The organism is Micromonospora yasonensis (assembly GCF_026013475.1).
GTDB lineage: Bacteria > Actinomycetota > Actinomycetes > Mycobacteriales > Micromonosporaceae > Micromonospora > Micromonospora yasonensis.
The window spans coordinates 74,981-92,695 of the sequence record NZ_JAPDPH010000001.1 but is presented as its reverse complement, the minus strand read 5'-3'; the positions used below and the strand labels follow the sequence as shown (position 1 = coordinate 92,695).

Genomic DNA, 17,715 nt, shown 5'->3' with positions numbered 1-17,715 from the left:
GATGCTGCTGGCGTACCCGGACCCGGCGCTGATGACCGACGCCGAGCTGGCCGCGTACCTGCGCGAGGTGTCGGAGGTCCAGGGCCTCGTCCGGTACGACTGGCCGAGGCACGCGAGGCCGGAGCAGATGGAGCCCGCCTGGTACCGGATCTGGATGCTGCTGGCGGGCCGTGGCTTCGGCAAGACCCGCACCGGGGCGGAGACGGTGCGCAAGTGGGCGGGGGCCAGGCCGGGCGGGCACTACGCGGTGGTCGCCAAGACGCACCGGGAGGTGTTCAACGTCTGCTTCACGGCGCGGCGTGCCGGCCTGCTGGCGGTGATCCCGCCGAAGGAGGTGCGGACGTTCAACAAGAGCGAGCCGTACCTGGAGCTGACGAACGGGGCGATCATCCGCGGGTTCGGCGCGCAGGACCCCGACGTGCTGCGCGGCTACGACTTCGACGGCTGCTGGCTCGACGAGTACGCGGCGTGGCCGGTGCAGACGGCGCAGGGCGTGTTCGACATGCTGTGGTTCTGCATGCGCGAGGCGGCGAGCCCGCGCATGGTCATCTCGACCACCCCGAAGCCGCTGCCGCACGTGAAGAAGCTGCTGGCGCGGTCGAAGAAGCAGCGTGCCCGCTCACGCAGGCCCCGGGTGGTGGTGACCCGCGGCCGGACGCTGGACAACGCGGAGAACCTGTCGCCGGAGGCGCTGGAGGAGCTGCTGGAGCAGTACGGCGGCACCCGGCTGGGCCGGCAGGAGCTGGACGCCGAGCTGCTGTCCGACGTCGACGGCGCGCTGTGGAAGTCGGCGTGGATCGAGGCCGGCCGGGTCGACAAGGACGACGTGCCGCCGCTGGTGCGGACCGTCGTGAGCGTCGACCCGGCGGACACGGTGTCGGAGACGAGCGACGAGACGGGCATCGTCGCGGTCGGCCGGGGCGAGGACGGCGAGCACTACGTGCTGGCGGACCGGAGCATGAAGATCGCCGGCATGGCGGCGGCCCGCCGGATCTGGCAGTGCTACCTGGACGTCGACGCGGACGTGGTGGTGTACGAGGGCTCGTCGGCGTGGCTGCGGGACATCCTGGTCGACGCGTGGGTGGCCATGCAGAAGGAGGGCCTGGTCGGCGGCGGTGACCCGCCGATCGACGTGGTGCAGGCCCGCGCGAGCAAGCGGGTGCGCGCCGAGCCGGTGGCCGCCCGGTACGAGGTCGACCCGCCGCGCGTGCACCACGTGGGGACGTTCCCGGCGCTGGAGGACCAGCTGACGACGTGGACGCCGGAGTCCGGCGATTCCCCGGACCGGCTGGACGCCCTGGTGCACGGCGTGACGTACCTGCGGTCGAAGGAGTCCCGGCGGGCGGTGGTGGCGTCGCCGCTGCGCGGCAAAACAGCAGGTCAGGGCGGTTCCTGATTGGACGGTGGATGATCTTGACTGATACAATGTTTATGTACGCTACGCGGCGTATCTCCGTGTTCACGTGGAAGAGGAGAGAACGGAAGTGACAGCACCGACCAAGACGCGGCGCGCGAAGAAGAACGCGCCGTACCTCGCCCAGATCGACCCGCGGGAGCTGGTCGCGCACCCGACCAACCTCCGCACCCAGCTCGGCGACCTGACCGAGCTGCGCGCCTCCATCGCCGCCAGCGGCGTTCTGCAGGCGCTGACCGTCGTCCCCGAGGACGGCGGCATGCGGATCGTCGCCGGGCACCGCCGGGCGGCGGCGGCCGTCGAGGCGATCGAGGCCGGCGACTGGCCGGACGGCACGCCGCACACCGTGCCGTGCCTGGTGCGGCCCGACATGGAGGGGATGGCCCCCTCCCAGGTCGTCGCCATGCTGATCGAGAACGACCAGCGCGCCGACCTGACCGAGAGCGAGCGGGCCGCCGGGTACGCGCAGCTGGAGCTGTTCGGCCTGGACGTCGCCGAGATCGCGCGGCGGACCGGCCGTACGCAGAAGCACGTCAACGCGGCGTTGAAGCTGACGAAGCTCGGAGAGGTGGCGACCGGCGCGGCCGACGCCGGCAAGTTGACCCTGGAGGACGTCGCCGAGCTGGAGCAGTTCGAGGACGACCCGAAGGCGATGGAGCGCATCCTCAAGGGCGTCGAGAGCGGCTGGGGCGTCCGGCACCGCGTGCAGGAGGAGAAGCGCAAGCGGGACGACAAGGCGTCCACCGAGACGCTGACGGCCGAGCTGACCGAGGCCGGCGTCCGGGTGCTGAAGAAGCCGAAGGACTGGCCGTGGAACTGCGCGATGACCAAGGTCGAGGACCTGACCAACGCCGACGACCAGCCGATCGACGTCGAGCAGGTCAAGACGCTGGAGGGGTTCGGCGCGATCATCGAGGGCTCGTACGGGAACATGCGGGCCGTCATCGTGTGCGAGGACCCCGACGCCCACGGGTACAAGCGCACGAAGTGGACGCAGTACAAGAGCCCCGCGCAGAAGGTCGCCGAGGAGCTGGCGAAGCGGGAGGCCGAGGAGCGCAAGCAGAAGCTGCTGGACGCCGGTGAGGTGCGCCGCCGGTTCCTCGTCGAGCGGTGGGGCAGCGCGAAGGCGGCGAAGACGCTGCTGGTCGACGCGATGCGCGCCGCCGTGGTGATGCCGGGCTTCTACGACCGGGCCGAGGAGGAGATGGTCGCGGCCCTCGCCGGCGGTGACCCGCGCGACGGGCAGACCGCCGGGATCGACCGGCTGAACCGGCTGCTGGTCGCCCGGTTCATCGCCGCGCACGAGGCCAACACGTCGACCGTGGCGGCCGGGCGGTACTCCAACCGGAACCACCTGGTGCTGCCGTGGCTGAACCGCCTGGTGGCCGAGGGCTACGAGCTGTCGGAGGCCGAGAAGACCTGGCACGCCGAGCTGGTCGAGGAGGAGGAAGAGCGGCAGCGGGCGCTGGAGCAGGAAGAGGCCGAGGCCGCGGCCGAGCTGGAGTACGACGACGCCGAAGGTTCCGTGGAGGACGCCGAGGGCGTGCGGCCGATCGAGGACGTGCAGCTGCCCGAGGGCGACGCCGAGCCGCAGGCCGAGGCCGACCCGGACCCGTGCCCGGAGGCGGACTTGGACGCGGCCGAGCCGGACGCGAAGGGCGACGAGTGAGCGGGACCCCTGCGGGTTGGCCGGAGGCGCGTACCGAGCTGGTGCGCGCCTCCGGCGCAGGCCCGGCCGACAGCATGGAGGAGCTGCTGCGCGGCACCTGCCCGGCGTGCGAGGTGGCGATCGGCGACGCGCACCGCGACGACTGCGACGTGGCCGAGTGCCTGGCCACCGGCCGGAAGCGCATGTGGTGCCGGACGCAGCCCGATACCGCGGGCCACGACTGCGGCCGGGCCGACTGGACCGGCCGGTGGCCGGCGCACCGGGAGTGCCGCGAGTTCGGCTGGCACGTGCGCTGGGACGTCGAGGCGCGGAAGTTCGTGCGCTGCGGTCCCGACGTGGAGGGCTCCGGGCCTGACCTGTCACGGCTGTACGAGCACGCGCGGTGGGACCAAGCGGCGCGGCGCTGGGCGCGGCGCCGGGCGGCGCTGTTCTCCCGGGCGGTGCGCGGCGGCCGGGCCACCATCGAGGAGCTGACGAAGCTCGCGCGGCGGTACTGCGCGGAGCAGGGCTACGAGGTGGTCGGCGAGCACGTCGGCGCTCGCGGCTGGCGGGAAGCCGTCGCCGACGTCGCCGACGGCAAGGCCGACCTGGTGGTGGTGCCGTCGGTGGAGCGGCTGGGCTCCGGTAAGCAGGTGTTCGAGCGGATCGCGGCGGTGCGCCGGGTGGGTGGCGACGTCGCTGGCCCCGGCGTGCGGATCGACGCGGACGGCAACGTCGTGGCCGGGAGCCAGGAGGAGATGTGAGGGCGTTCCACGTGGAGATCGGGGACCGGGCCATCCTGGCGTGCCCGCCGACGAACATGAACGCGCTGCTCAAGGGCAGCGGCGCTCCAGAGTACGTGCCGAGCGTCGACCACGCGCTGGCGAAGTGCGCGAAGTGCGAGACGGACGTGTGGATCGGGCCGCGCCAGCGGCAGGCCCGCGCGCAGCTCGGCGACGGCGCGGTGGTGCTGTGCATGGAGTGCGCTATCCAGATCCAGCGGGAGCGCGGCGGCGGCATCGTCGGGCACCTCGGCGGCAACGACGGCCGACCGCGGAAGCTGGGCTAGTCCGCTGAGCGGACCAGCGACGCGAGGCTAGTCCCGCATTCCGCACGTCGGCGATCGTGAGTGGGTTTCGGCGCGGCGGGTTGGTGATGAGGGCAGCCGGTGGCAGCGTGCCGGGCTGTGAGAGAGCGTGCGCGGTACGGTTCGGTGCCGTCGGTGGAGAAGGCGTTGGGATCGTTGCCGGTGGTCGCGGCGTTCGCGGCCCGCCTTCGGATTCGTGACATCATCGATGGGTTGTGCCTGGTGGATGACCGGTCGGAACTGACGCATGGTCAGGTCATCGAGGCGCTGGTCGCGAACCGGTTGACCTCGCCGGAACCTCTCGTGCGGGTGCAGGACTGGGCCGGTGGGTACGCGGTGGAGGAGGTGTTCGGGGTCCGGCCGGAGCAGCTCAACGATGACCGGGTCGGCCGGGCGTTGGACGCGATCGCGTCGCAGGTGGACTCGATCGTCGGGTCGGTCGGCGCGGCCGCGATCAACGTGTTCGGCATCGACGTGTCCCGCATTCACTGGGACATGACCTCGATGTCGCTGTACGGCGAGTACGGGCAGGTCGACGAGAAGTACGCGGCGCCGAAGTTCGGGCATCCGAAAGACCGCCGGCCGGACTTGAAGCAGGTCCAGGCCGGGATCGCGGTGGCCGCTGACGGCGGGGTGCCGCTGTTCCACCGGGCATACGACGGCGGCGCGGGCGAGGTCGCCCAGGTCATCCCGATGATGAAAGCGTTACAGCAGATCGCCACGACCCGCCGACTGTTGATCGTCGGTGACTCGAAGCTGGTCTCCTACGACAACCTGACCAAGATGCACGGCGACGAAGTGAGCTTCGTGGCGCCGGCGTCGAAGGTGTACGTGCCGGCCGCGGCGCTGGCCGGTCTGGATCTGGACCGGGCTACCCGGGTCGACTACGTCGCCGCCCGGGACCAGGGCAAAGACCCCGCCAAGCGGGGAACGTGGCACGTGTACGAGGACACCATGACCTTGGCCGGCCCGCGGAAGAAGGATCCGGTGCTGACCCTGCGCCGGGTGTTCGTGCACTCCAGCGCCCGAGCCGGTGCCGCGGCAGCCGCCCGGACCAAGAAACTCGACCGGGCCACCGACGACCTGGCCCGCCTGACCCGCGGCCTCGGTTCTCGCCACTACCCCGACGCCGCCGCGGTCGAGGCACGCTTGGCCGTGATCGCGAAGACCCGCCGAGTCGCCGTCTACCTGCGCACGACGACCGACACCTGCCCGGACACCGGTAAACCCACCCTGACCTGGCACTTCGATCAACAGGTGATCGACGCCGAAGCAGCCACCGACGGCTGGTACGCGCTGCTGACCAACCTGCAGGCCGCCGAGGCCGACGCCGCCCAGGTCCTGCTGCACTACAAAGGTCAGGAAGCCGTCGAACGCCGCTACTGCGCGTTCAAGGGCCCCCTCGCCGTCGCCGCTATCTACCTGAAGAACAACCGCCGGATCACCGCCATGATCACCGTGGTCTGCCTCGCGCTGCTCATCTTCAGTCTGATCGAACGCCAGGTCAGAGGCGCTCTACGCGCACAAGGCCGCGCGACAGTCACCGGTCTCTACGCAGGCCGGCCCGCCGTCCCCACCACCCGGCTGATCTTCCAAGCTCTCACCGGCATGCGACTCATCCCCGCGACCAGCGGAAACCCGCACACCATCCCTCAACCCACACCCCTGCAACTCGAAATCCTCGACCTGCTCGACGTAAATCCGTTGGAATGGTGCTGACGATCGCCGACGTGCGGAATGCGGGGCTAGTCCGCGAGGCGGACCAACCGGGGCGGGTCACTGAGACGTGGCCCGCCCCTTCGTGTCGCAGTCGCCGCCGATCACCGGTGGAGTGCACCTTCAGCGCGACCCCTGGTAGCGACACCTCGACCTGGCCGAACCGCAGCAGACGCTCGCGCAGGATACGATCCGCCCATGCAGGCACCGCTCTGGCAGCACGCGGTCGACCGGGGCGGAGACTTCAGCACTGTCACGCTGTTTGGGGAGCTGGACCTGTCTGCCGACCGAGACGTGAAGACGCTGCTGGCCAGCGAGCTGGGCCGGCCCGGACTCACCCGGCTGCTCGTCGACATGTCAGCCGTGACCTTCATCGACTCGACCGTGCTCGGCACGCTCGTCTACGCCCACAACGTCGCTCACGAGGCGGGTCGCCAGTTCACCGTCTCGCCCAGCGAACGTGTGCGGCGAATTGTGGAGATCACCGGACTGTCGTACCTGTTCAACACGCCGGACCGATAAGCATCGAGGCTGTGCCGAGACGTTCCACTGGTAGCGCTTGTACTCGGTAGACGTGGCGTCACTGACGTTGCGGCCTGATGTTGCGTCTACTGCACTTCCGCGCAGAGGATCGGGTCGACCCGCACGTCCGGGCACAGGCGGCAGCGCAGCACCAGGTGCCCGCCACACGAGCAGGGCAGCCAGTCGCGCACCGGTCGGGTCGCGGACCCGCCGGCGTAGGCGTGCCCGGCCCGGCAGCGCTGCGGCTCGTCGCCGACCAACTCGCGGACCTGGCGGTACGGGAAGGCGACCACGTGCGGGTCGGCGCGGGCCCACGCGAGCAAGCGCCGCAGCTGGCCAGGGCTGTCCACGACGCGTTCGACAACGGTCACACCGGCGGGCGAATTATCCGCCCGGTCCCAGCGGATAGTGATGTGCCAGCGCGTCCGCCACTCCATGCTCGCAGGCTAGTCGAACAAGTGTGCCAATAGGCGCGAGGCTGGAGATGATGGCCGGGACGGCGACCGGTTGCTGTACGGCCTGCAGGAGTCGGCGTAGGTCTGCGGTTCGGATCAGGCAGCCGGTCGCTCTGATCGAGGACCCCAGTTGCTGCGGTCGGCCCAAGCGTCAGCACCTACCTCGGCCTGAGGAAAAGGAGTCGTGTCGTGGCCGCGAGTGCCGAGGTCGGGGCGCTCCTTCCGCTCCTGCTCATCGATCTTGATTAGGTCCGACATCGCTTCGACGTGCAGTCGCTCCGCGTCGAGCAGGTAGGAGATGAAGGTATGCACCGTGTCGAGCAGGGCCTTCTCCGGGTTGCTGCACGAGGAGAACAGGCCGTTGACGGCTTCGATGTAGCTCTTGAGGGCGCCGATAAGCGTGCCGATGTGCTGGTAGCCGAGGCCGGCGTAGGCGTTGCGCAGGCCCTCAAGCATGCTCGCGGCCTTCTTGCCCTCCTCGGCCAGCCAGCGTGTCTGGGCTTCGAGCTGTGTGAGGTAGGCCGACGCGCGGTCGGCGTACTGGCTGAAAGCTTGGGAGGCGCTGCCTTCCCAGTAGAGCTTGAGGTTCTTCAGCTCGCCGTCCATCTCGGCGCGGAGTTCCGCGTAGGTGTTGGCGGCGGAGTGGACCAGGTCCGCGCGGTTGCGGATGATCTTGGGTGAGGACCGCCAGGCGTGGACCATAAGGTTGGTCAGGGGAAGGCGCTCGCCCGTGCCCAGCTCGATCAGAATCGCTTCGAGCTGGAGCAGCGTGTCCCGGTACTTGTGGATGAACGTGTCGAGCTGGTCGCCTTCGCCGTTCTCGTAGTAGGTGGTGCGGCCACCGCTGAACCCGAGGTTGTTGCCGTCAGTGCTACCGATGGTGATCGGTTCCTCGACCTCGCGGGTTCGTGGCAGCTTCTCGTTGCGGGTGGCACCCAAGCGATCGTTGCCGTCTGGGATCACCACCACAGGCTGGTCGTCCGGAAGCCTCCTGTCGTGCGGCTGAGAGACGATTCCGGCTCCGCCGGGGCGGACCCGTACGCTGCTGCCGTAGCCGTTGCCGAGCGGCAGATACGGCAGCAGATCGCGGTTCATCACGTCGAAGTTGGTGGCGACGTCCAGTTCCGTGCCCTCGTAGTCTGCTGCGATCTGCATGAGCCCGTCGGCCATACGTTCCATCTCGTCACGGGCGGTGTTCGCCTCGGTGATCCTGCTGCCCAGTGCGGTTGCCCAGTCCCGGTTCAGCTTCTCGGAGATGCCTTCGAGGGTGCCCCACGCCGCAGCGGGGATAGACCCGACATCGCCGAGGTAGCGGCCGACGGCGCTGTAGGTCACAGCGTCCTCGTACCGCTCTACGCCAAAGGCCACCAGGGCCCGCGACTCGACCCGAAGGGCGGAGGTATCGGTCATGACTCTTGCCACTCCCCGTGCTGCAACTCGACGGGCGTGAACGGCTCAGCTCCGACGGGCGAGCCGAAGTAGTCGATGCGAAGCTGGCGATACTGCCGCCGGTGATCGGCGACGACGGCAAGGAGCGCCGTACGGATCTCGGAAGCCACCTCGTCCGGGCTGCATTGACGCACCATGCCGCGGATGATGACGACGTTGATCTCCCCATCGTGGTGCCGGATCACCCGCACCCACCGATTGACGGAGACACCTTTGGCCGTGATCCGGGCGACGTCCTCGAAGTAGCGCTCAAGCTTGCCCACGCATGCTCCTAGTCGCTGGCCTTGAGTGCCATCGCGCGGTCGATGATGCGCTGCGCGCTGCTGTTCGCGTACGCGACGACCTGCTCCGGGGGCAGGCTGGAGCTGCTGAACTCTGCGAGAGTGTGCGCATAGCGCTCGTCGGAGGCCACGAACACGCCGGCGAATGCCTTGTCGCTGATCTTCTGCGAACAGGCGCGAGCCACCTTGTACTTGGCGCCGCTCGGATTCGGAACTGCCTCGCCGTAGCATGGGCCATCCGTCGCCTTCTTGCGCAGAGCGGCTTCGTCGTCACCTGCGCTGAGATCCAGGACGACCTTGCCCCAGTACGACTGATCCGCGGACCGAAAACCGAACTCGCACCGGACCACGGATCTGCTCACCGCACGCGTCGGCTCGGTACGGGTGAGGGTCCAGGACCCCTCCACGGCGCTCGGCAGGGCTTCGGCCAAGTCACCGCAGGAGGGCACGACCTGGTCATCAGCCAGCGGTCCCCACCGCCACAGTCCCAAAGAGCCGAGGCTCACAAGGACAACGCCAGCCAGGATGGCCAGCGGCTTCTTGCTCATCCGGATGGTCACCACTCGGGGTGCCGTTCGCCGCGAGGGACTTCGGCTTCTCGCCTCGGCTGTTGCAAGGATGCTAGTGCCAGCCTGGCCGCTGCCCGCACCTGTCGGGCCAGCGAATCGTCGCTGTGGCGATGCAAGCCCTGAACATGCACCTCCACATCACCATGCGAGGAGGCGATGATCCGGACTGTCCGGTCGGGCGAGTGGACGTCCGCATGCGGGCCGGCAGTTGCTTCGCCGGAATCTGAAGGCCGCGGTCCAGGGATCATTGACCGAGGACCTCCCTGGCCTGTCCGGCACCTGCCATCCGGGCTCGCGACCGCCACACACGGCTGTCGATCCGTCGCACCGCGCTCATGGCCGCGACCCTACCAACGACGGTCATCGCCTCGCTGCCCTGAGTGACCGCCAGACGTGGGTCCGCTGCACCCTCGAACGAAGCCGGGTGGGCATGTAGCCACCGAGCCGAGAAGCCAGCGGCGCCGGCAATCAGGAAGCGGGAGAGGCCTCGGCCCCCCCATGCATTCGTTGTGCCTGATCTGCGCCCGAGGCCAGACCCGCTGCCCGACGATGGCAGGGGAGGACGCGTATGAGTGGCGCTCGCGGTGTGGGCGGACAGGGCTGGCGGGGGTGAGTCCGGCCTGGCGGTGGGAGACGTCGCCGGGTGGGCCGGTGCTGGGCCGGCCTGTCGCCCCGATGCTGGCCGCGCCGGTCGACTCAGTGCCTGAGGGCCCGAACCTGGTCTATGAGCCGAAGTGGGATGGGTGGCGGGCGCTGGCCTTCCGGGGCGCCTCGGACGTCTACTTGCAGTCGCGTGCCGGAAGGAATCTGACGCCGTACTTCCCGGACATCACGCGCGCCGTGCGGGCCTTCGTGCCGCCAGGCGCGGTGGTAGACGGGGAACTGGTCGTCTGGGAGCGCGGGCGGACAAACTTCGCCCTGCTGCAGCGGCGGGTCACCGCCGGCCGGCAGCTGCTCCGCGAAGCCCGGGAGCACCCCGCCTACTACGTCACCTTCGACCTTCTCGTCGACGCCGGCGGGGAGCCGGTGCTCGACGCGCCGCTGGCCGAGCGTCGGGCGCGGCTGGTGCGGCTGCTCGCCGGCGCCCCGCCGCAGCTGGCGATCACCCCGCAGAGCGCCGACGTCTCCGAGGTGAGCGGGTGGCTGACCACCTGGACCGCGGCCGGCGTCGAAGGGGTTGTGATCAAACGGCTGGACACCCGGTATGAGCCTGGCCGGCGAGGGTGGGCGAAGTTCCGGGCACGTGCCACGACCGAGGCGATCGTGGGCGGCGTCATCGGCAGCATCCGCGACCCCGAGACGCTTCTCCTCGGCCGGTTCGACCGACGCGGCCGGCTCCGGTACACCGGCCGCACGCACCCGCTGGCCACGCCGCAGCGCCAGGAGCTGGCGGAACTGCTGTCCCCGCCACGTCCGACCGAACGGCGTACGGTCATCCACCCCTGGCCAGATCCGCTACCGGCTGGGTGGTCCGGCCAGTTCGAGCGGCCGGAGCCGTTGCGCTACGCCCAGGTCGAGCCGACCGTCGTGGCTGAGATTCAGGTGGACACGGCCTACGAGCACCATCGCTGGCGTCACCGGGTGCGGTACACGCGGCCCAGGCCAGACCTGTCCGTGTACGACGTGCCGATGATACTCGGCGAAGGAGAAGATCCTTTCTCCGACTACGCCAGAAGCGCCTGATTGACCTCACCCCTTTTCCCACTACAGAAGGGCGCCGTCGCCTTTTCGCGGTGCGCTCCGGCGTCGAGGGCTCGGGGCCGGACGTGACCCGGCTCTACCAGCACGCGCGGTGGGACGCGGGCGCGCGGCGCTGGGCGCGGCGGCGGGCGGTGCGGTTCTCCCGTGCGATGCGCTTCGGCCGGGGCCACAAATCGAATAGCTGACGAAGGTGGCGCAGGGCTGGTGCGCCGAGGCGGGCTCGTCGCGACGCGACCGCCGAGCAGACGTGAGAGATATTCACGTGGAGGCCGGTAACCGGAGGATCCTGGCGTGCCAACCGACGAACCTGAACGAGGGTAACCGTGCATGCGCGGAGAGTGCCGTCGCTGTTTGATGGGCCTCCGCGGGCCCGCCCCAGTTCTCGCCGAATGCCCTACGATGCTGGCATCGCTGCTCGCCGTAATGGGGGCGCAACCAGTGGCGCTGGGCTCCAGCGACAACCTGCAAGAGCGAGCCGAAGCGGCGCGCGGGACACGACCAGGAGATCGCCGAGATGACGTTGCTGACCGCGATCAAGCCTCGACAGGACGTGCTCGCCGGAGAGCTCAGCGAGGCGCGTTTTGCAGCCGGGTTGGAAGACGTGGTCGTCGGAAGCGCCGCGGATACGTATGGCAAGCCGGATGTCTTCTTTGCCCAGACCTATCCCAGCAATGGACTGCGGAGCCTGCTGAACGAGGCCCTCGGTCGGCTGCTCGGGACTCGCCCAGACGCAGCCAGCGTGCTCCGGCTGGAAACGAGCTTCGGCGGCGGCAAGACACACAACCTAATCGCCCTATATCACGCGGCCAAGGGCCACTTGGAAAGCAGCGCGGCGCGCTCGTTCATGGATCCGGCAGTGCTAGCGGCTCCTGCGGGCACCCCGACACCGACCGTCGCGGTGTTCGTCGGCACGAGCGCGGGCGCGACGACCTTCCCCGTTGTAGACGGGATCAGCGCCGCTACGCCGTGGGGATACCTGGCGCTTCAGATCGGCGGCGCAGACGCGTACAACATCGTCCGCAAGGACGACGAGGGGCTTAGCGCCCCGGGCAGCGACCAACTTAAGCAGATATTCGGTGGCAAGCCCGTTCTCATCCTCATCGACGAGATCGCCCGCTACCTGGCCGCCGCAGGCGCCCGCACCGTCGGTGAATCAACCCTCGCCAAACAGGTGCTCTCGTTCTTGATGGCCCTGCTTGAGGCCGCCGATAGCAGCGAGCGGGTAGTGGTCGTCATCACTACCGCTGGCGAGAACGACGCCTTCGCCGGAGACACGGAGACGCTCGCGGCCACGCTAAAGCAGGCGGCGAGCCTGCTCGCCCGCAAGGAGTTGGTCCTGCCGGCCAGCGGAGAAGCCGACCTCCCGAGGATCCTTGCACGCAGGCTGTTTGAAACGGACATGGCCGGAGTGGCCGAGAGGAAGAGCGTTGCGGCGCGATACGCGCAGGCGGCAGCCGAGGCGCACGCTGCCGGCCTCGACCTGCCACTAGATGTGGTCAGCGGCACCCACGCCCGCAACATCGAGACCAGCTATCCGTTTCACCCCGACCTGATTCGGGTCTTGGACAAGCGGCTGTCGACGATTCCGAACTTCCAGCGAACCCGCGGAGCGCTGCGCCTACTCGCAAGGGCGGTACGCGGCATCTGGACCGCTGGCGCGGACCTCGACTTGATCCACCTGCACCACTTGGACCTTTCCGATCAGATCCTCGCCGAAGAGCTATCCAGCCGCATCGATCGGCCGCTGTATGAGCCGGTGATCCGCACCGATATCGCCCAGCAGCCCGGTGGTGCCCCGAGCCACGCCGACGACGTTGACGCTCGAATGGGCGCCCCCTATGGGAGGCGTCTCGCCACAGCCGCGTACCTGTTTAGCCTCACCCGGAACGTACCTGGGGTCGCAGCCAGCGATCTGTACGCGGCTGTTCTCACCCCGAGTGACGACCCCAACCTGCTCGTCAGGGCCCTCGACAACCTGGAAAACACGTGCTGGTACCTGCATGCCGATGTCCGCGGCTACCGGTTCTCAACAGAGGCCAGTCTGGTCCGCTTGGTGCAAGAGGCGGAGGAGAAGATCCTCGGCAGCAAGGTGCGCGAGCGCGCCACGAAGATTCTCTCTGAGCAGTACAAGGATTCCGCGCTCAAGGTCCGCCGGGCGTGGGAAGACGCGAAAGTGCCGGACAACAGCGAGGATGCCTACCTCGTCGCCTTCCACTGGGACGACTTCGGTGACGTCAAGGGCGTCGACCCGGCAGTTGACCCAGTACCGCAGAAGGTGCTTGACACCTACGAGAAGGCCCCGAGTGGAGGCGTCCGCGAATACCGCAACCGGCTGGTCTTTCTGGTGCCCAACCGGGACGGGCATGAGCCGATGCTTAGAGCCGTGCGGCGACTGCTAGCTCTCGAGCAGCTGCGTGCCACCCCAGAGCTGCTACAGAACCTAGGGGAGGGCAGGCCCGCTGACGTCGCACGGCAGGCGTCGGAGGCCGGCCTGCTGGCCCGTGTAGCGGTATGCAATCACGTGAACGTGCTTTACGTGCCGGGCAAGGGCGGGTTGGAGACGGTGGTCCTCGACACGGTTACGACTGGTAGCGTCCGCAGCAACCAGACCGATGCGATCCTCGACTTGCTCGCTGCCATGGACAAGACCCTGGCTGCTGGAAGCAAGCCACTGGACCCGGCCTATGTGCGGAGCAAGCTTGGTGCGCAGTTTGACACTCCGCAGCCCGCCAACGAACTGGTCCGGGTCTTTGCTCGCCGCCCAGATCTCCGGTTGGTGCTTGACCGAGCGCAGCTCGTTAACTTGATCGTCGCTGGTGTCCGCAACGGCGTATGGGAGTACCAAGCACCTGATGGGGGAGCGGCGGGCTGGTCCACCCAGGTTCGGCCGGGTCCGGCGCCACGCCTAGGAGAGGACACTCTGCTACACCCGCCTGGCTCATTCAAGGACGACGGGCCTGAGGCGTGCCCACTGTGCGGAAAGGTCCATACGGGAGGCTGTGGTAGCTCAGGTGGCGGCGGTAACGGTGGTACCGGTGGTGGCGGTACAAGCACTGTCACCGTCACCGAGTTCACCAGATCAGGTGCGGCAGGACCGGCAATGGTCGGTGCGCGCCAGTTGGCGGTAGACGCCGGGCGCACACATGCCCGCCGACTGCGGGTGAGCGTCAACCATCTCGGCGCAGGTGCCGACAAGGAGCTGCAACGTTTGCTCACCGTGGCGAACGCAGCCACCACCGGGGTAAGCAGCACCTACACCATCAGCGCCAGGGTGCAGCTCGACGATCCAGAGCACGAGATCCACATCCAGTTCCGCGGGCCCGGGGCCGAATACGCGCCGCTGCGGGAGGTACTGCGCGCCGTACTTCGCCGGCCGGCCGACTTGAAGGCCGAGATCGACGCAACATGGACCGAACCTGTCGAACTGCAAGGCGAGGACTTCGCCATGGTCGTCAACGCCGCACAGGCGACCGGCCCCAGCAAATGCGATGTATGCATCACGTCTGAGGGGTCGTCATGACCCGAACGGAAACCTATCGGTGCACTGTCGAGCGCGACGATGAGGGCCGTGTCATCGCGCTCAATGTCCACGCCACCGACCTTGAAGGCGGCGAGAGGGCCGTTCGAGTTAACGGATACCGCGCGCTCCACGTGGCCGCCGGGCTGCACGAAATCCTGCGGGACGCCCGCCTGCGTGGCCAGGACTGGACGAGCGGTCAGCCCCTCACAGTCGACCCGCAGCTCGGAGCTCACGCCGAGCTGCTCCTACGCGCGGTCAAACCACTACAGCGCCTCGACCGGATCACCACGGTCGCGACAGGGGTCGCCGCGATGAGCCGCGAAGAAGCGGCCTACTGGCATGCCCAAGTCACCCGACGCAACGGGCTGCGCGCCCTTCGCCTTCTTCTCGCCGAAAGCAGCAAACGTTGACAGTGCCCAGCCTTATTGACCAGTGGTTTCCCGCGCAGCAGATCGGAGCCGAAAGCCTCCGCGAACGCGGCAGCGCGACGGCGCTTCCACCGGTGAACGTGGTTCATGTCTGGTGGGCCCGACGGCCCCTGTCCGCCAGCCGGGCCGCCGTCCTCGGATCCGTTCTCCCGGCGTGGCCAACCGAGAGTGAAGCTGCCGCCGATGAGGACGCGCGACGTGTGCGGGAAGGCCTCTTTGCCGAGTTCCCTGGCGAGGCCGCCTACCACCAGTGGTTCCTCGAAGTTGTGGGGATCCCGAAGGGTAAGGACCCAGTTCGGGCACGAGCGGCGATCGCAGCTGCGAATGCCAACGGAATCAAGCTGCAGGGCAACGGTTATGGCTATGACCGTGCATTCACCCGCTCACCCCAGCCGGACGAGATCGCGCGCATCCGACGGTTGTACGCCCTGCGGACCGGCGCTCCGGCAAAGGCACCAATCGTCCTAGACCCGTTCGCGGGCGGCGGCAGTATTCCGTTCGAAGCGATGCGGCTCGGCTGCAACACCATCGCCAATGAACTGAACCCAGTCGCCTCTGCGGTCTTGCAGGGCACCCTCGGCGTCGTTCATGACTTTGGGCCCGACCTCGCCGAGGATATCCGTCACTGGGGAAAGCGCTGGGCTGCTGCGACGCGAATCCGACTAGACGAGTTCTTCCCGCGCGCCGCAGATCATGCCATCGCTGGCTACATTTGGGCGTTCGCCGTTCCCTGTCCCACCACTGGGCGTCCAACGCCCTTGGCCCCGAACCTGTGGCTCGCCCGGCCGAACAATGCCGACAAGCATGTCGCCGTTCGCCTCGACGTCGACCGGGACGCCGGAAACGTCGTGCCAGTCATCGTCGAAGGGAAGCAGGCGGCTCAGTACGGCGAGCGGGCCACGTATAAGCAGGGGGTCGGGGAGAGTGTATGGGCCCCTGACACCACCTTCTCTGGCGAGTACGTCCAACAGCAAGCGAAGGCAGGACACGGCACCTACGTGCTGTTGGCCGTTTGCTACGAGCCAGCCGGAAGCAAGGGGCGCCGCTTTCGCGCACCAACGGACACCGATCTGGCGGCGGCAGCGGCGGCAGAGAAGGAACTAGGCCGCCTGCGCCCCGGCTGGGAAATCGACGGTCTGGTATGTGATGAACCCATCGAGTCCGGGCACAAGACGGATGAACCGCTGCGTCTGGGTATCGCACGATGGTCCGACATGTTCCTGCCGCGCCAACTGCTGGCCCATCTGGTCATCCTTGAGGAACTCATCCGGTTGCAGCCCGAGATGCTCAAAGAAATCGGTGACGCCAGAGGTAGGGCAGTCGCTCTTCAGCTAGCATTCGCCCTCGATCGAGGCTTGAACTACAACTCGCGTCTCTGCGGCTGGCACCCCACTCGGTCGATGATCGGCAACACGTTCGATAGGCACGACTTCGCCTTCAAGTGGACCTGCGGCGAGATGGACGCTGCTCGCGTCTTGGTTCCCTGGGTCGCGGAGAAAGCGGCGAGTATCCACCGCCAGCTCAGCAAGCTGGTTCATGGTGTGCAGTCCGGGACGGAAGAGGAGGCTCTTGGCCGTCCTGACGTGCTACGCGGCAGCGCAGCCTCGGTTAGCCTCCCCGCTGGGACCGTCGATGTAGTAGTGACGGACCCGCCGTACTACGACAATGTGATGTACGCAGAGCTCAGCGACTTCTTCTACGTCTGGCTGAAGCGGTCACTGGCACTGGTGTGGCCACAGTTCTGTGATCTGCCAATTACCGACAAGCACGCCGAGGCTGTTGCGAACCCGTCCCTGTTCAAAGATGTTGCCACGCACGGCGGCCGGGGTAAGCGGGTCGCTGGCGCCAAGACAGCAGACGAACTAGCGAACGCGCACTACGAGGACTTGCTGACCCGCTCGTTCCGTGAGGCGTATCGAGTTTTGGGCCCCGCCGGGGTGTTGAACGTGATGTTCACCCACAAGCGGGTCGATGCGTGGGACACCCTCGGTGCGGCTCTGCTCAACGCCGGGTTCGCGATCACATCCTCATGGCCCGTCGCCACAGAAGCAGACTCGCTGAACCAGGCCAAGAAGAACTCGGCGCAGTCGACAATCCTGCTCAACTGCCACAAGCGCGGTGACACCACACCGGCGTATTGGAACGACATCCGTCAGGACGTCGAGCAGGCGGCCGTCGACGCAGTCGAGCGCTTCGCTGGCCACGGCTTGCGAGGCATCGACCTCACCTTGGCGACCTACGGGCCAGTACTCGCGGTGTTGTCTCGTAACTGGCCCGTGTACACAGGGCAGCTGGACCCTGACGGCGTACCGGAAGTGCTACGCCCCGACGTGGCCCTCGACCTGGCGCGGGTGAAGGTCGCCGCTTTGAAGAAGCGGGGTCTCCTCGGTGGCAAGGACGTGGACTTTGACCGTGTCACGGACTGGTGGCTGCTGGCATGGTCGGACTTCCAGGCCGCGGAGTTTCCGGCTCCGGAAGCCCTCAAACTGTCCCTGGCGACGCATCTGGACCTGGAGACGGTGGTCAAGACGCACAAGCTGATGAAGGCTAGCTCCGGGAAGGCGACCCTGCTCACGCCCGCGCAACGGCGAACCGCGAAGGGCCTCGACGTCGATGCCGCCAGCTATGACGCTCTCATCGACGCGCTGCACGCTCTCATGCTCGTCTATGAGGAAGACGGAACGCGAGCCGCACAAGCCTGGCTGAATCGCCACAACCTTGTCGACGACACCCGCTTCGCCGCGCTCGTTAGGGCGGCTCTTTATGCCGTGCCGCGCCATAAGCAGAAGGGCGTATTTGTGCGGCCCGAGGCCCGCGTCCTGGACTCGTTGCGTGTCGCCTTCTTCGACAACCTGCCGTTACCACCAGACCCGGACGCTGTCACCGCTGCGGCACCAACTCTGTTCTGATGCCGCCAACTGATAC

Annotated in this window: 14 protein-coding genes; 10 read left to right on the top strand and 4 right to left on the bottom strand. The window is 67.9% G+C overall.

All coding sequences use genetic code 11. The annotated features are described in order from the left end of the window. The first annotated feature begins 1 nt into the window (after position 1). The 6 genes from ONA70_RS00490 (at position 2) to ONA70_RS00465 (ending at position 6,387) form a co-directional block, all read left to right on the top strand. Positions 2-1,396 carry a terminase large subunit domain-containing protein gene (locus ONA70_RS00490; protein WP_265004277.1) on the top strand — a complete coding sequence of 465 codons (1,395 nt, stop codon included), beginning with the start codon at positions 2-4 and terminating at the stop codon, positions 1,394-1,396. 88 nt (positions 1,397-1,484) lie between these two features. Then, entirely contained in the window at positions 1,485-3,083 is a 1,599-nt protein-coding gene (locus ONA70_RS00485) for a ParB/RepB/Spo0J family partition protein (RefSeq protein WP_265004276.1), read from the top strand. Next, positions 3,080-3,826: a recombinase family protein gene (locus ONA70_RS00480; RefSeq protein ID WP_265004275.1), complete on the top strand. Its 747-nt coding sequence runs from the start codon at positions 3,080-3,082 to the stop codon at positions 3,824-3,826. Before ONA70_RS00485 ends, ONA70_RS00480 begins: the two co-directional genes overlap by 4 nt. Continuing rightward, positions 3,823-4,131 (top strand): hypothetical protein, encoded by a 309-nt coding sequence (locus tag ONA70_RS00475; protein ID WP_265004274.1) that lies wholly within the window; start codon positions 3,823-3,825, stop codon positions 4,129-4,131. Before ONA70_RS00480 ends, ONA70_RS00475 begins: the two co-directional genes overlap by 4 nt. A gap of 117 nt (positions 4,132-4,248) precedes the next feature. Further along, entirely contained in the window at positions 4,249-5,868 is a 1,620-nt protein-coding gene (locus tag ONA70_RS00470) for an IS1634 family transposase (protein WP_265004273.1), read from the top strand. A 195-nt stretch (positions 5,869-6,063) separates the two neighbouring features. Then, positions 6,064-6,387, top strand: coding sequence for an STAS domain-containing protein (locus ONA70_RS00465; RefSeq protein ID WP_265004272.1), 324 nt, complete (start codon positions 6,064-6,066; stop codon positions 6,385-6,387). A gap of 86 nt (positions 6,388-6,473) precedes the next feature. Here the strand turns inward: ONA70_RS00465 and ONA70_RS00460 are convergent, their stop codons facing one another. The 4 genes from ONA70_RS00460 to ONA70_RS00445 form a co-directional block, all read right to left on the bottom strand. Beyond that, entirely contained in the window at positions 6,474-6,824 is a 351-nt protein-coding gene (locus tag ONA70_RS00460; RefSeq protein WP_265004271.1) for a hypothetical protein, read from the bottom strand. A 114-nt stretch (positions 6,825-6,938) separates the two neighbouring features. Continuing rightward, positions 6,939-8,252 (bottom strand): WXG100 family type VII secretion target, encoded by a 1,314-nt coding sequence (locus ONA70_RS00455; protein ID WP_265004270.1) that lies wholly within the window; start codon positions 8,250-8,252, stop codon positions 6,939-6,941. Then, complete coding sequence (locus tag ONA70_RS00450) at positions 8,249-8,554, bottom strand: surface-adhesin E family protein (RefSeq protein ID WP_265004269.1); 306 nt, start codon at positions 8,552-8,554, stop codon at positions 8,249-8,251. The genes ONA70_RS00455 and ONA70_RS00450 overlap by 4 nt, the downstream gene beginning before the upstream one ends. Positions 8,555-8,562: 8 nt before the next feature. After that, positions 8,563-9,120, bottom strand: a complete 558-nt coding sequence (locus tag ONA70_RS00445) for a hypothetical protein (protein ID WP_265004268.1) — start codon at positions 9,118-9,120, stop codon at positions 8,563-8,565. 672 nt (positions 9,121-9,792) lie between these two features. On the opposite strand from ONA70_RS00445, the gene ONA70_RS00440 reads away from it, so the two are divergent. The 4 genes from ONA70_RS00440 (at position 9,793) to ONA70_RS00425 (ending at position 17,699) form a co-directional block, all read left to right on the top strand. After that, the gene (locus ONA70_RS00440) at positions 9,793-10,824 is read left to right on the top strand and encodes an ATP-dependent DNA ligase (RefSeq protein ID WP_265004267.1); all 1,032 of its coding nucleotides are present in this window, start codon (positions 9,793-9,795) and stop codon (positions 10,822-10,824) included. A gap of 532 nt (positions 10,825-11,356) precedes the next feature. Further along, entirely contained in the window at positions 11,357-14,362 is a 3,006-nt protein-coding gene (locus ONA70_RS00435; protein WP_265004266.1) for a DUF499 domain-containing protein, read from the top strand. Continuing rightward, a complete protein-coding gene (locus tag ONA70_RS00430) occupies positions 14,359-14,772 on the top strand; it encodes a DUF7680 family protein (RefSeq protein ID WP_265004265.1) in 414 nt (137 codons plus the stop codon). The genes ONA70_RS00435 and ONA70_RS00430 overlap by 4 nt, the downstream gene beginning before the upstream one ends. A 2-nt stretch (positions 14,773-14,774) precedes the next feature. Next, a complete protein-coding gene (locus tag ONA70_RS00425) occupies positions 14,775-17,699 on the top strand; it encodes a DUF1156 domain-containing protein (protein WP_265004293.1) in 2,925 nt (974 codons plus the stop codon). Positions 17,700-17,715 lie beyond the last annotated feature (16 nt).